14 protein-coding genes are annotated in these 11432 nt (G+C 67.8%); 10 read left to right on the forward strand and 4 right to left on the reverse strand.

Annotated features, from left to right (window positions below; translation table 11 throughout):
• Positions 1-277 precede the first annotated feature (277 nt).
• The 10 genes from NHG85_RS11985 to NHG85_RS12030 all read left to right on the forward strand — a co-directional run bounded on the left by NHG85_RS11985 (position 278) and on the right by NHG85_RS12030 (position 8906).
• The gene (locus NHG85_RS11985) at positions 278-1585 is read left to right on the forward strand and encodes a flagellar hook protein FlgE (RefSeq protein WP_253332672.1); all 1308 of its coding nucleotides are present in this window, start codon (positions 278-280) and stop codon (positions 1583-1585) included.
• A gap of 64 nt (positions 1586-1649) precedes the next feature.
• Positions 1650-3065 (forward strand): flagellar hook-associated protein FlgK, encoded by a 1416-nt coding sequence (gene flgK, locus NHG85_RS11990; protein ID WP_253332674.1) that lies wholly within the window; start codon positions 1650-1652, stop codon positions 3063-3065.
• Positions 3066-3077: 12 nt separating this feature from the next.
• On the forward strand, positions 3078-4124 hold the full coding sequence (locus tag NHG85_RS11995; RefSeq protein WP_253332676.1) for a flagellin: 1047 nt from the start codon (positions 3078-3080) through the stop codon (positions 4122-4124).
• A gap of 119 nt (positions 4125-4243) precedes the next feature.
• Complete coding sequence (locus NHG85_RS12000) at positions 4244-5359, forward strand: flagellar basal body P-ring protein FlgI (RefSeq protein ID WP_253332694.1); 1116 nt, start codon at positions 4244-4246, stop codon at positions 5357-5359.
• Complete coding sequence (locus NHG85_RS12005) at positions 5359-5661, forward strand: rod-binding protein (protein WP_253332677.1); 303 nt, start codon at positions 5359-5361, stop codon at positions 5659-5661. The genes NHG85_RS12000 and NHG85_RS12005 overlap by 1 nt, the downstream gene beginning before the upstream one ends.
• Positions 5658-6104, forward strand: coding sequence for a hypothetical protein (locus NHG85_RS12010; protein ID WP_253332679.1), 447 nt, complete (start codon positions 5658-5660; stop codon positions 6102-6104). The genes NHG85_RS12005 and NHG85_RS12010 overlap by 4 nt, the downstream gene beginning before the upstream one ends.
• 108 nt (positions 6105-6212) lie before the next feature.
• Positions 6213-7046, forward strand: coding sequence for a flagellin N-terminal helical domain-containing protein (locus NHG85_RS12015; RefSeq protein WP_253332681.1), 834 nt, complete (start codon positions 6213-6215; stop codon positions 7044-7046).
• A gap of 171 nt (positions 7047-7217) precedes the next feature.
• Positions 7218-7622 (forward strand): flagellar biosynthesis regulator FlaF, encoded by a 405-nt coding sequence (locus NHG85_RS12020; RefSeq protein ID WP_253332683.1) that lies wholly within the window; start codon positions 7218-7220, stop codon positions 7620-7622.
• A 1-nt stretch (position 7623) separates the two neighbouring features.
• Complete coding sequence (locus NHG85_RS12025) at positions 7624-8085, forward strand: flagellar biosynthesis repressor FlbT (protein WP_253332685.1); 462 nt, start codon at positions 7624-7626, stop codon at positions 8083-8085.
• Positions 8082-8906, forward strand: a complete 825-nt coding sequence (locus NHG85_RS12030) for a DUF1217 domain-containing protein (RefSeq protein ID WP_253332687.1) — start codon at positions 8082-8084, stop codon at positions 8904-8906. The genes NHG85_RS12025 and NHG85_RS12030 overlap by 4 nt, the downstream gene beginning before the upstream one ends.
• A 64-nt stretch (positions 8907-8970) precedes the next feature.
• Here NHG85_RS12030 and NHG85_RS12035 read toward each other — a convergent pair whose 3' ends face one another.
• From NHG85_RS12035 to NHG85_RS12050, 4 genes are all read right to left on the reverse strand, one after another.
• Positions 8971-10050 carry a flagellar motor switch protein FliG gene (locus NHG85_RS12035; protein ID WP_253332689.1) on the reverse strand — a complete coding sequence of 360 codons (1080 nt, stop codon included), beginning with the start codon at positions 10048-10050 and terminating at the stop codon, positions 8971-8973.
• 2 nt (positions 10051-10052) lie between these two features.
• Entirely contained in the window at positions 10053-10862 is an 810-nt protein-coding gene (gene fliP / locus NHG85_RS12040) for a flagellar type III secretion system pore protein FliP (RefSeq protein ID WP_253332690.1), read from the reverse strand.
• Between the two features lie 8 nt (positions 10863-10870).
• Complete coding sequence (locus tag NHG85_RS12045) at positions 10871-11230, reverse strand: FliM/FliN family flagellar motor switch protein (protein WP_253332691.1); 360 nt, start codon at positions 11228-11230, stop codon at positions 10871-10873.
• On the reverse strand, positions 11227-11432 hold a 206-nt coding region (locus NHG85_RS12050), incomplete at its 5' end, for a FliH/SctL family protein (RefSeq protein ID WP_253332692.1). The genes NHG85_RS12045 and NHG85_RS12050, both read right to left, overlap by 4 nt.

Raw genomic sequence — 11432 nt, forward strand, 5'->3', positions numbered from 1 at the left:
GAGCTGCTGGCCGAGCTGCCGCGCCTCGCGCGCAGCCCCGAGCTGGCCGAGGTTGCCCGCTCCCTGGCACCGGTGGCGCCGCTGGCGCTGCCGATCGGTCAGAAATCCGCCACGGATCGGATGCAGGATGCCGATGCGGCCCTGCGCCGAATCGAACGCGTCGCGACCGACGGCTGATGGTCGTCGCCGTTTCACCTCGCCGGTTCGCGCCGGCGCCACTCACAGGCCCGGGCGGCAACAGCCCCGGCGGCACAACGAAAAAAGGACAGGCAGGACCATGAGCATTTCCTACGCCATGCAGACCGGGGTCAGCGGTCTGCGCGCCAACTCCACGGCCGTCGGCCGGATCTCGGAGAACATCGCCAACGCCAATACCGACGGCTACCGGCGCAGCTTCGTGCAGATGGTCACCACCAGCACGCTGAGCGACAGCGCCGGAATCTCGCCCTCGGGCGTGCGCGCCTTTCAGGGTGCCGATGTCAGCACCGAGGGTGCGCTGCGCGCCACCAACAGCAGCACCGATCTGGCGATCGGCGGCAGCGGCTTCTTCGTGGTCTCCAAGGAGCCCAACGAGACCAACGAATCGAACTTCATGCTGACCCGCGCAGGCTCCTTCCTGCCCGATGAGAACGGCGATCTGCGCAACGCCGCGGGCTATTACCTCGCCGGGTTTCCCTATGACCAGACCGCCTCGATCGGCACCATCGACCGCAACCAGTTCGGCGATCTGAAGACCGTCAACCTCGGCAGCCTGTCGCAGACCGGCTCGCCGACCGCGCAGATGACCGTCAGCGGCAACCTGCCCGCCCAGCAGACCGGCCTTGCCGAGCCGGGCGAGCCCTTCCTCAGCTCGGCGGAATATTACAGCCCGCTGGGCGAGGCCGAGCGGATGCAGTTCTCCTGGCAGCCGACCGAAACGCCGAGCCAGTGGACGCTCAGCATCTCGGGCTCTGACGGGGCGGAATACGGCAGTGTCAATGTCGAGTTCCATGACAGCGGGCCGCTGGCCGGCGCGCCGAAGGCCTATTCGGCAGGCGAACTCGCCGACGCGGGCGTGCCGAACTTCGCCTTCGATCCCGACACGGGCACCGCGACGCTGACGGTCGACAACGGCACCGAGCCGCAGATTATCCAGGTGCAGCTCGGCGCGCCCGACGAGCACAGTGGCATGACCCAGTTCGCGGGCGACTACTCGGCGCTCAAGATCGGCGCCGACGGGGCCGAGAGCGGCGTGCTGGTGCGCACCGAGATCGACGAGAAGGGCGATGTCTACGGCGTGTTCAACAACGGCAGCCGCAAGCCGCTCTACAACATCCCGCTGGCCGAGGTGGCCAACCCCGACGGGCTTTTGGCCGGCGACGGCAACGCCTATGCGCTGTCGCGCGCCTCGGGCAAGTTCAGCCTCAACCAGGCCGGGGCGGGCTCGGCCGGCAGCTTGACGGCGGGGGCGCTGGAAAGCTCGAACGTTGAGGTGGCGCAGGAGCTGACCGACCTGATCAGCACCCAGCGGGCCTATTCGTCCAACGCCAAGATCGTCACCACCGTCGACGAAATGCTCGACGAGACGATGCGTCTGAAGCGCTGAGCGCGACCAGGGGGGCAGGGCGGCTGCAGAACGCGCCGCGCCCCCGGCTTTTGGAGATATCGCAATGAGCATCACGAATGCTTTCGCCATGGCCCGCAGCGGTCTTGCCGCGACGGAAAGCTGGGCCGGGCTCACCTCGGGCAACATCGCCAACGCCACGACCGAGGGCTATGCCCGGCGCAGCGCGCCGCTGACCCCCCAGGCCGGGGGCGGGGTCGCCGTTTCGGGCATCCAGCGCGCCACCGAGGCCCGGCTCGAACAGGCGCACCGGATCGAGATCTCGCGCGTGGCAGGCCAGGAGGCCACCGCCGCCGCGCTCGAGACCTATGCCGCCACCCTGGGCGAGATCGGCGGGGGCACCAACCTGTCGGACCGGCTCTCCGCGCTGCAGGTGGGGCTCGACGCGCTGGCCGCCAACCCGTCGGAGCCCGCCATCCAGCAGGACGCGCTGCGCGCCGCGACCGGCTTTGCCTCCGAGCTGGCCGACACCGCCGATGCGCTGGAGCGGGTGCGCGAGCAGACCGCCTCGGCGGTCATCGCGGATGTGGCCACGGTCAATGCGACGCTGCGCGAGATCGTCGATCTCAACACCCGGATCAGCGCGGAGCCCGATGCGACGCAGCGCCGCGCCGGGCTGGAGGACAGCCTGTCGAAGACGCTCGACGGGCTGGCCGAGGTGCTCGACCTGCGGGTCAGCCACGATGAGCGGGGCCGCATCTCGGTCGCCACCTCCGGCGGCGCGATGCTGGTCGAGAACGACGTGGCGCATGAGCTGGACTTCGATTTCTCCGAGACCACCCTCTCGGTCAACGGCGTCGACGTGACCCCCGGCGTGGCCGGCGCGCGCGGATCGCAGGAGGGACGTCTTGCCGGGCGGCTCGACCTGCTCGGCGACGCGCTGCCACGAATGAAGGCGCAGCTCGACACGCTGGCGGGGGCGGTGATCCAGGGCTTCGAGGCAGCCGATGCCTCGCTCGCGCCCGGTCAGCCGGGGCTCTTCACCGATGGCGGAAACAGCTTCGATCCCGCGCAGGTCGAGGGCCTCGCGCAGCGCATCGCGATCAACCCCGCCGCGCGCGAGGATCAGGGAGGCGGCGCCTGGCGGCTGCGCGACGGCATGGGCGCCGCGGCGCCGGGCCCCTCGGGCTATTCCGGGCAGGCCGATGCCTTCTCGATGGCGCTCGCCGGCAACATGAGCTTCGACGTCGAGGCGGGGCTGGGCACCACGGCCACGGCTTCGGATTTCATCGGCTCGCTGCTGTCCGAGCAGCAGGCCCTGCGCAACGACGCGCGCGATCGCGCCGAAGCGCTCGGCGCCGGACGCGACGCCGCCGCCCAGACCCGCGCGGCGGTGCAGGGGGTGAACATCGACGAGGAATTGCAGCAGCTGATGCTGATCGAGCAGAGCTATGCCGCCAACGCCACCGTCATGCGCACGCTCGACGAGATGATGGACACGCTTCTGGCCGCGGTCCGATAGGAGGGACTTGGAATGATCTCGACAACCATGACGGCCACGCTGCAAAGCTCCCTGACCAGCCGCCGCAACATTTCCGATCTGTCGCAGCGGCTCGACAAGGCCGGGCAGGAGGTCAGCACCGGCAAGCATGCGGAGATGTACCGCGCGCTCGGGCCGCGCTCGGCCGAGACGTTGGCGGTGCGCAGCCAGCTCACCCGGCTCGAGGGCTTCGTGCAGTCCAACAACGCCCTGGCGCGAAAGCTCGAATCGGGCAGCAGCGCCCTGAACGACATCCGTGCCAGCGCCCAGGCGGTGATCACCGAGGCGCTGCAGGCGGGCAGCAGCGGGCAGATCACGGGCACCTTGCAGCTAAGCGCGCAGATGGCGCTCGACCAGATCATCGGCGCCGCCAATCGCAGCCATGCGGGCGAGGCGCTGTTCTCGGGCATCGAAACCGACCGCGCGCCCTTGCAGCCCTTCGACGAGGCCAACCCGGCCAGCGGGCAATCGCCTCGCGAGATGGTCGAGGCGGTGATCGGCACGGGCCCGGCCAGCGCCGCCGAGGCCGAGACCATGGCCGAAGCGCTGGCCGAGGCCTTCGCGCCCACCACCGGCGATTTCGAGGGCAGCTTCTACAACGGCACCCCGGCTGCCACGCCTGACCGGCTCTCGGCCCGGATCGACGAGAACGAGACGCTCTCCTACGGCGTGCAGGCCAATGATCCAGGCTTCACCGAGCTGCTGCGCGGGTTGTCGATGCTGGCCTCGGCCGACGTCTCGCAATTCGACAACGAAGGCGCGGCGCAGGCTTGGCTGAACGAGGCCATCACCGCCATGGCGGGCGGCCGCGACGCGCTGCTGCAGGCCGAGACCCGGCTCGGCGCGCAGCAGGCGCGGCTCGAATCGGTCATGGAGGCCCAGGCGGCCAAGCGCGATCTCTACACCGGCCAGATCAACGCCATCGAGAACGTCGATCCCTACGAGGCGGCGACCCGGCTGACCGAGCTGCAGACCCAGCTCGAGGCGAGCTACATGGTCACCTCGCGCCTCTCCAAGCTGTCGTTCCTCAACTACCTCTGACGACACGCCATGCACAGTTTGCATTAATGCAACCTGTGCATGGATTGATTCCGGCTATCCTTGCGATATTGCGCAAGACTTCGCTAATGTCGTCGCAGGACACGGCGGGAGAGCGGATCATGGCAGCACGGATGTTCGGGCTCCGGCCCGCTCTCGCTCTGGCGTTGTGCCTGCTGCCCGTGGCGCCGATGCCCTCCATGGCTGAGGTTCGGATCAAGGACATCGCCCAGTTCGAGGGCGTGCGCGAGAACCAGCTCGTGGGCTACGGTCTCGTGGTCGGCCTTGCCGGGACGGGCGATTCCTTACGCAACTCGCCCTTCACCCAACGCTCGATCGAAGGGATGCTGGAGCGTTTGGGCGTCGGCAACCTGACCGACGAGCAGATGCGCACCCAGAACACCGCCGCCGTCATGGTCACCGCCATGCTGCCGCCCTTCGCGCGGCGCGGCTCGACCATCGACGTGGTGGTCTCCTCGCTGGGCGATGCCTCCTCCTTGCGCGGCGGCACGCTGATCGTCACGCCCCTGACCGGCGCGGATGGCGAGGTCTATGCCGTGAGCCAAGGGCCGATCGCGGTGGCGGGCTATGCCGCGCAGGGCGCCAACGCCAGCATCGTCGAGGGCGTGCCGACGGTCGCGCGAATCGAGAACGGCGCCACGGTCGAGAACGAGATCGACTTTGCGATCAACGAGATGAACAGCATCCGAATCGCGCTGCGCACACCTGATTTCACCACCGCCGAACGCATCGAGCAGGCGATCAACGAGCGCTTGGGCGGCGGCGCCACCGCGCTCGATTCGGGCACCATCGAGGTGCGCCCTACCGGCAAATCCGACATTCCCGGCCTTTTGGCCGAGATCGAATCGCTGCGCGTGCAGCCCGACGCCATCGCCAAGGTGGTGATCGACGCGCGCTCGGGCACCATCGTGATCGGCTCGGACGTGCGCATCGCCGAGGTGGCGGTGAGCCAGGGCGGACTCACAGTGATCGTCAAGGAAGAGATCGAGGTCAGCCAGCCCGAGCCCATTTCGATCGGCAACACCGTGGTGGTGCCGCAGACCGAGGTGACGGTCGAGGAGCAGGAGGCGCAGTTCTCGATCCTCGAAGGCGATGTCAGCCTGCAGCGCCTCGTCGACGGGCTCAACGCCATCGGCGTCTCCGCCAGCCAGACCATTTCGATCCTGCAGGCCATCAAGGCCGCGGGCGCGCTTCACGCCGATCTGGAGATCATCTGATGCAGGTCACCCCCGGACCGCTCGCGATCGCACCGCTCGCCCGCACCCGCGAGGCCGACCCCGAGACCATGGAGACGGCCAAGCAGTTCGAGGAGATGTTCCTCGCCCAGACGGTGGACGAGATGCTGAAAAGCGTCGGCACCGGCGCCTTCGGCGGCGGCCATGCCGAGGAGCAGTGGCGCAGCTTTCTCGCCCGCGCCTTCGCCGAACAGATCGCCGACCAGGGCAGCACCGGCATCGCGCAGAGCGTCGCGCGCGCCATCGGCGCCTATGAGGACTCGAGCCAGGGAGAGGGCGCATGAGCGAAACGACCACCGAGCCACACCAGGAGACACCCCCCGAGACCGCCCCCGAGGGCGTGATGGAGGACATCGCGGCGCTGACGGCACTGCTCGACCGGGAGATCGCGGCGATCGGGTCGGGCGACCTGTCGGGCATCGCGGCGCGGCTCGATGAGAAAAGCCGCCTCGGGGCCCGGCTCGAAGCGCAGACCGTCTGGATCGAAACCACGCTGGGGCAGGGCGATGCGCCTGCCTCGGAGCTGCGCGACAGCCTTGCCGAGCTGTCGGCGCTGATCGCGCGCGATGCGGCGATGCTCGAGCGGATGCGCGAGACCACCGCCAGCGTCGCGCGCGAACTGGAGCGGCTGCGCGCGCGCCACGGGCTGGGCGGACTCTATGGCGCCAGCGGCCACCGTAACCCGAAGGACACGCTTTCCCGCGCCTCCATGGATAAGTCGGTGTAGCGCCACAAACGCGCCCCAATTCATGGTTTTAACCATGTTCATACCGCGGCGGTCATGCCGACTTCGTCAGAAAGACGATCGAACAGTAAGAACGCTGGAGCAGTAAAAATGTCTTCGATCCTCACCAACAACTCCGCGATGTCCGCCCTCTCGACCCTGCGGAACATCAACAACAACCTGAGCAGCACCCAGGACCGCATTTCGTCGGGCCTCAAGGTCTCCTCGGCCAAGGATAACGCGTCCTACTTTTCGATCTCCAAGACCATGAGCGCCGAGAGCGGCATGAACAAGTCGATCAACGAGGGTCTGACCCTTGCCAAGAACTCGGTGTCGACGGCCCGTCTCGGTGCCGAAACCGTCACCGAGTTGGCCACGCAGTTCGTCGACCGTCTGGCTTTCGCCCAGGAAACCGGTGTTGACCAGGACAAGATCCAGAAAGAATTGGATTCGCTCGCCGCACAGATGAAGACCGCGATCGACCAGTCGTCCTTCAATGGCGAGAACCTGCTTGAAACCGCTGCTACAGGAAAAACGATCATTTCCGGGGCAAGCGGTGCTGGTGGCACGACGGCGGTCACGAAGATCACCCTCGCTGACGTTGACCTCGAGGCGATGCATACGGCCATGGCTGCCATCGCAATCGACAACTCCACCGACGAAGCTGGCCTCAAGGCTGCTCTCGACGCTGCATCAGCGCAGCTGACGGTGGCAGTTTCGGCTGCGACTGACCTTGGCATTACCGAGAAGGCCATCGAAACCCAACAGGACTTTCTTAGCGAGCTGACCAACCGCCTCGACAGCGGTGTGGGCTCGATAGTCGACGCCAACATGGAAGAAGAGGCCGCCCGCCTGCAGTCGCTGCAGGTCCAGCAGCAGCTCTCGACCCAGGCGTTGTCGATCGCCAACCAGGCGCCGCAGAACATCCTGAGCCTGTTCCGCTAAGGCTTGATGCGGCCCGTCCTTCGGGGCGGGCCGCAGACCGTCCGGGCTTTCGCCCGGCTTTTTCCGAGATTTCCGACCGGCTGACGCGTTTGCGCGATCCTCGGGTTGTGTCCGCGTCCGCCTCCCCCACGCCCCGCGAGAACAGCGGGGCCCAGAGCGAGAGCAGAACGCATGAGCATCGCCGCCTACAAGACCACCATCCGCGAAAGCGAATCCCCCCGCCAGATCGAGCGCCGTATTCTCAGCCGCGTCACCGGTCAGATGGCCGTCCGCGCCGAGGCCTATGACCGGGCCGAAAGCAAGCTCGACCGCGGTGCGATCCTGGCCGATGGGCTGCGAGACGATCTCGCGATCAACCAGAAATTCTGGATCGAACTGCAGTTCGATCTCGCCCAGCCGGGCAACGGGCTACCGGCCGAGCTGCGCGGCGGGCTGATCTCGCTGGCGCTCTGGGTGGAACGCCAGACCAACGCCGTGATGGGCGGCGATGCCGGTGTTGGCGCGCTGGTCGAGGTCAATCGCTCGATCGTCGCGGGCCTCGCGGGGCAGGCTCCCGCTGAGGCGGAGGTGGCCTGACATGGCGCTCAAGCTCACCCTCAAGCCCGACGAGCGCATCGTCGTCAACGGCTGCATGATGCGCAACTCCTCGCGCCGCCACGTGCTGACCATCGAAAGCCATGCCGACGTGGTGCGCGGGCATGACCTGCTCGACGAGGATGCACCCGCGACGCCGGTGACGCGGGTCTATTACCTGATCCAGACCGCGCTGATCCAGAGGGCGGTGCGCGACGACCTGCTGCCGATCATCCAGAAACAGCTCGCCGCGCTCGCCACGACCTTCGGCCATCCCAGCCTCGGCCATGTCTTCGAGGCGGCGAACTACGTCTCGATCGGCGATTTCTACAAGGCGCTGCGCGCCCTGCGACCGGTGATCGCGCATGAGACCGAGCTGTTCGAGCGGATCGCGGCGCGCGACCAGGCTGCCATGGCGGCGCTCGCACCAGAGACCGAGGCGCCGACGCGGCGGGTGGCCGGATGATCAGCCTTTCGGGCCTCAACACCCGAATGGGGCTGCAGCTGGTGGACGCCACGCGCGACCGCCAGATCGAGATGATCCGCAACAGCGCCGAGGACAGGCGCGCCATCGAGGCTTTCAAAGAGCGCATCGACGGCGTGTTTTCGGTCGATCAGTTGATGGAGGACAGGGAGCTTTACGTCTTCACGATGAAGGCCTTCGGTCTGGAGGACCAGATCTTCGGCAAGGCCATGGTCGAGAAGATCCTCAAGAGCGATCCGGACGATCCGAAATCCCTGGTGAACCGGCTGACCGATCCGCGGTTTCGCGAGATGCACGAGGTCATGGGCTTCGTTGATGAGGGCAAGAACAACCTCAACACCTTCTCCACGAGCTGGCAGAACGACATGGTCGATCGCTACGTGGAGCAGCGCTTCGAAAACGCCCAGGCCGAGCAGAACGACAAGATCGGCACCGTGCTCGAATTCCGCCGCAAGGCAGGCGAGATCAACAACTGGTTCGATGTCCTGAAGGACGCCGAAATATCGGAGTTCATGCGCACGGCGCTCGGCGTGCCTGCCAGCGTGGCGGGGCTCGATATCGACAAGCAGGCCGAGCTCTTCGCGGCCAAGTTCGACATCGCCAAACTCAAGGATCCGGCCGAGCTGGAAAGCCTCGAGCGGCGCTACGTGGCGATTACGGACGCGAAGGCGGGGGTGCAGAGCAGCGCCAATGCCGCGCTCGCCCTGATGAACGCCGCCGTGGCCACCGGCGCGGGTGGGCAATTCACCCCCATCACCCTCGACATCAGCGCGATCACCGGGTTTCGGAGCGGCGGCTACTAGGCCGCAGCGCGCCGCGCCGTTTCGCGCCCCGCCCGTCGCCGCCAGGCGGCGGGGCGGGGGCGCCTCACTCCAGGATTTCCTCGTCCTCGTCGCCCGCGCTCGGCAGCTCGATCGCGCCGTCGTCGGCGAGCTGGCGGGTGAAATCGACGATCATGGTCTGGGCGGCGCGCGCGTCGCGGCCCCTGACCGGGCCCATGGTGCTCATCTCGTCGAGCAGCATGTCGCGCGCCCGCGCCGTCAGCGCATCGAGGAAATGGCTGCGCATCTCCTTGCTCGCGCCGCGCAGCGCCAGCGGCAGGGTGTTGCCGGTCAGACCGCGCATGACCCGCGCGAGGCTTTGCGCGTCGAGCCGGATCAGGTCGTCGAAGGTGAACATCTTGGCGGTGATGGCGTCGAGCGCGCCGGGCTTGCGCGCGTCGATCGAGGCCTGCAGCCCCTCGAACACGTCGCGGTCGAGCTTGTTGAACAGGTCGGCCATGCGCTGCTCCATCTCGACGCCGTTCGACTGCCCGCCGGCCGAGAGCATGTCGGCCTGCAGCGTCTCCTCGATCTGCGCCATCATCTTGGGCGGCACCGCCTCCATGCGGATCATCCGCTCGACCACCTCGCCCATCATATCCTCGCCCAGAAGCGGCAGCACCTTGGCCGCGACCTCGGTGTCGACATTCGACAGGATCGCCGCGGCGGTCTGCTCGTGCTCGCTCTTGAGATAGGTGGCGATGACGGTCTCGTTCATCGCCGAGAACCGCGCCCAGAGGTCGCGCTCCTTCAGAGGGCCGCGGATGTCGCGCAGGATCGCCTCGACCTGCTCCTCGGGCAGGAAAGCCCGCAGCATCGCCTCTGCCGTGGCCAGGGAGCCCACGACGCCGCCGCCGGTGTCGACCCCTTCGGAGAACTCCGCCAGCACCGCCTCGACCAGCTCGGCCTGCACCACGCCCAGCCGCGCCACCGCGCGGGTGATCTTGCCGATGTCTTCGGGCGGCAGCTTGCGCATCAGTTCCGAGCCGCGCTCCTCGCCGAGGCATAGAAACAGGATCGCCGCCTTTTCCGGGCCGCGCAGCCGGCGCAGCGGCGGGGTGGGGGGCGTCGCCGCGGCGCGAACGGGGCTCGGCTCGGGCCCGCCTGCAGGGGTCATCGCGTTCATCGTCATCCTCCGGCCATCGGCACGTAGCTTTCCATCAGGCTGCCCGCCAGCATGTACCAGCCGTCGATCAGCACGAAAAAGATCACCTTGAACGGCAAGGAGATCAACACGGGCGGGAGCATCATCATGCCCGCGCTCATCAGCACCGAGGCGACGATCAGGTCGATCGCCACGAAGGGCAGGTAGATCAGGAACCCGATCGAGAAGGCCCGGCGCAGCTCCGAGATCATGAAGGCCGGGATCAGCGCGCGCCAGCCCGCCTCATCGGCCGTCTCGGGCACCGGCAGCGGCTCGGAGCCGTCGGCGCGCGCGGCGAGCCCCTGGAACAGCTCGAGGTCGCGCGGGCGGGTGTTGGCGAACATGAAGTCCTTGAACGGATCGCCGATCCGCGCCAGCGCCTGCTCCTCGGTGATGGCGTTGTCCATCAGCGGCTGCAGCCCGTTCTCCCAAGCCTGCTCGAACACCGGCTGCATGACGAAGAAGGTCATGAACAGCGCCATCGACGACAGCACCACGTTGGGCGGCGACTGGTTCAGCCCCAGCGCCGAGCGCAGGATCGAGAACACGATGACGAAGCGGGTGAAGCTGGTCATGATCATCAGCAGGCCCGGCGCGATCGACAGCACCGTCATCAGCGCCACGAGCTGGATGATCCGGCCCGACAGGGTCGCGCGCTCGTCCGAGCCCGGCGCCGCGTCGGAAAAGACGTCGCCCAAGGCCCCGAGCACGCCCGCGCCGTCCTGCGCCTGGGCGGGCAGGGCGAGGAGCGCGAGGGCGGCGCTCGCGAGGAGGAGGAGGGGGGCGCGGGGCATGGGTGACGTCAGTCGTCCGAGACGTAGTCCTTGACGATCTCGGTGAGCGAGACGCCGATCCGCGCCTCGCCCAGCTTCACGAGATCGCCGCGCGCCACGAGCCGGTCGTTGATCATCACCTCGACCGGCTCGCCGATCTTCTTGTCGAGCTCGATCACCGAGCCGCGGCCGAATTTCAGAAGCTGCGCGATCGGCAGCCGCGCATGGCCCAGCACGATCTGCACGTCGAGCCCGACGTTGAGCATCGCCTCGATGTTGCGCCCCGCCTTGGGGGCCTCGGCCTGCGGCGCCTCGTCGAAGATCGCCGCGGCGTCGTCCTCGATCTCGGGAAACTCGGCGCCGGTGGTCTTGCTGGGGGTCTCCGTCACGTGCGGTCCTCCGTTTCGGGGTGGGCGCGGGCGATGGCCCGCAAGGTGTCGAGGATCTCGTCGCAGATCGCGGCAAAGCTGTAGTCGAGCTGCCCGCCCTCCCATGCGACGCGCGCGTCGCCGGGGGCGAGGGCAGGGTCGGAGCGCAGCACGCAGCGCGCGGTCAGGCCGCGCGCCTCCACGAGCCGCGCGACCTCGGCCT

It is taken from the genome of Limimaricola litoreus (genome assembly GCF_024159025.1).
GTDB classification, from domain to species: Bacteria; Pseudomonadota; Alphaproteobacteria; order Rhodobacterales; family Rhodobacteraceae; genus Limimaricola; species Limimaricola litoreus.

What these genes read in the sequence shown, in the direction of transcription:
- flgK (WP_253332674.1), top strand. Translation starts at nt 1,650, where the DNA reads ATGAGCATCACGAATGCTTTCGCCATGGCCCGCAGCGGTCTTGCCGCG.
- NHG85_RS11985 (WP_253332672.1), top strand. Translation starts at nt 278, where the DNA reads ATGAGCATTTCCTACGCCATGCAGACCGGGGTCAGCGGTCTGCGCGCC.
- NHG85_RS12035 (WP_253332689.1), bottom strand. Translation starts at nt 10,050, where the DNA reads ATGAACGCGATGACCCCTGCAGGCGGGCCCGAGCCGAGCCCCGTTCGC.
- NHG85_RS12015 (WP_253332681.1), top strand. Translation starts at nt 6,213, where the DNA reads ATGTCTTCGATCCTCACCAACAACTCCGCGATGTCCGCCCTCTCGACC.
- NHG85_RS12000 (WP_253332694.1), top strand. Translation starts at nt 4,244, where the DNA reads ATGGCAGCACGGATGTTCGGGCTCCGGCCCGCTCTCGCTCTGGCGTTG.
- fliP (WP_253332690.1), bottom strand. Translation starts at nt 10,862, where the DNA reads ATGCCCCGCGCCCCCCTCCTCCTCCTCGCGAGCGCCGCCCTCGCGCTC.
- NHG85_RS12030 (WP_253332687.1), top strand. Translation starts at nt 8,082, where the DNA reads ATGATCAGCCTTTCGGGCCTCAACACCCGAATGGGGCTGCAGCTGGTG.
- NHG85_RS12010 (WP_253332679.1), top strand. Translation starts at nt 5,658, where the DNA reads ATGAGCGAAACGACCACCGAGCCACACCAGGAGACACCCCCCGAGACC.
- NHG85_RS12020 (WP_253332683.1), top strand. Translation starts at nt 7,218, where the DNA reads ATGAGCATCGCCGCCTACAAGACCACCATCCGCGAAAGCGAATCCCCC.
- NHG85_RS12025 (WP_253332685.1), top strand. Translation starts at nt 7,624, where the DNA reads ATGGCGCTCAAGCTCACCCTCAAGCCCGACGAGCGCATCGTCGTCAAC.
- NHG85_RS11995 (WP_253332676.1), top strand. Translation starts at nt 3,078, where the DNA reads ATGATCTCGACAACCATGACGGCCACGCTGCAAAGCTCCCTGACCAGC.
- NHG85_RS12005 (WP_253332677.1), top strand. Translation starts at nt 5,359, where the DNA reads ATGCAGGTCACCCCCGGACCGCTCGCGATCGCACCGCTCGCCCGCACC.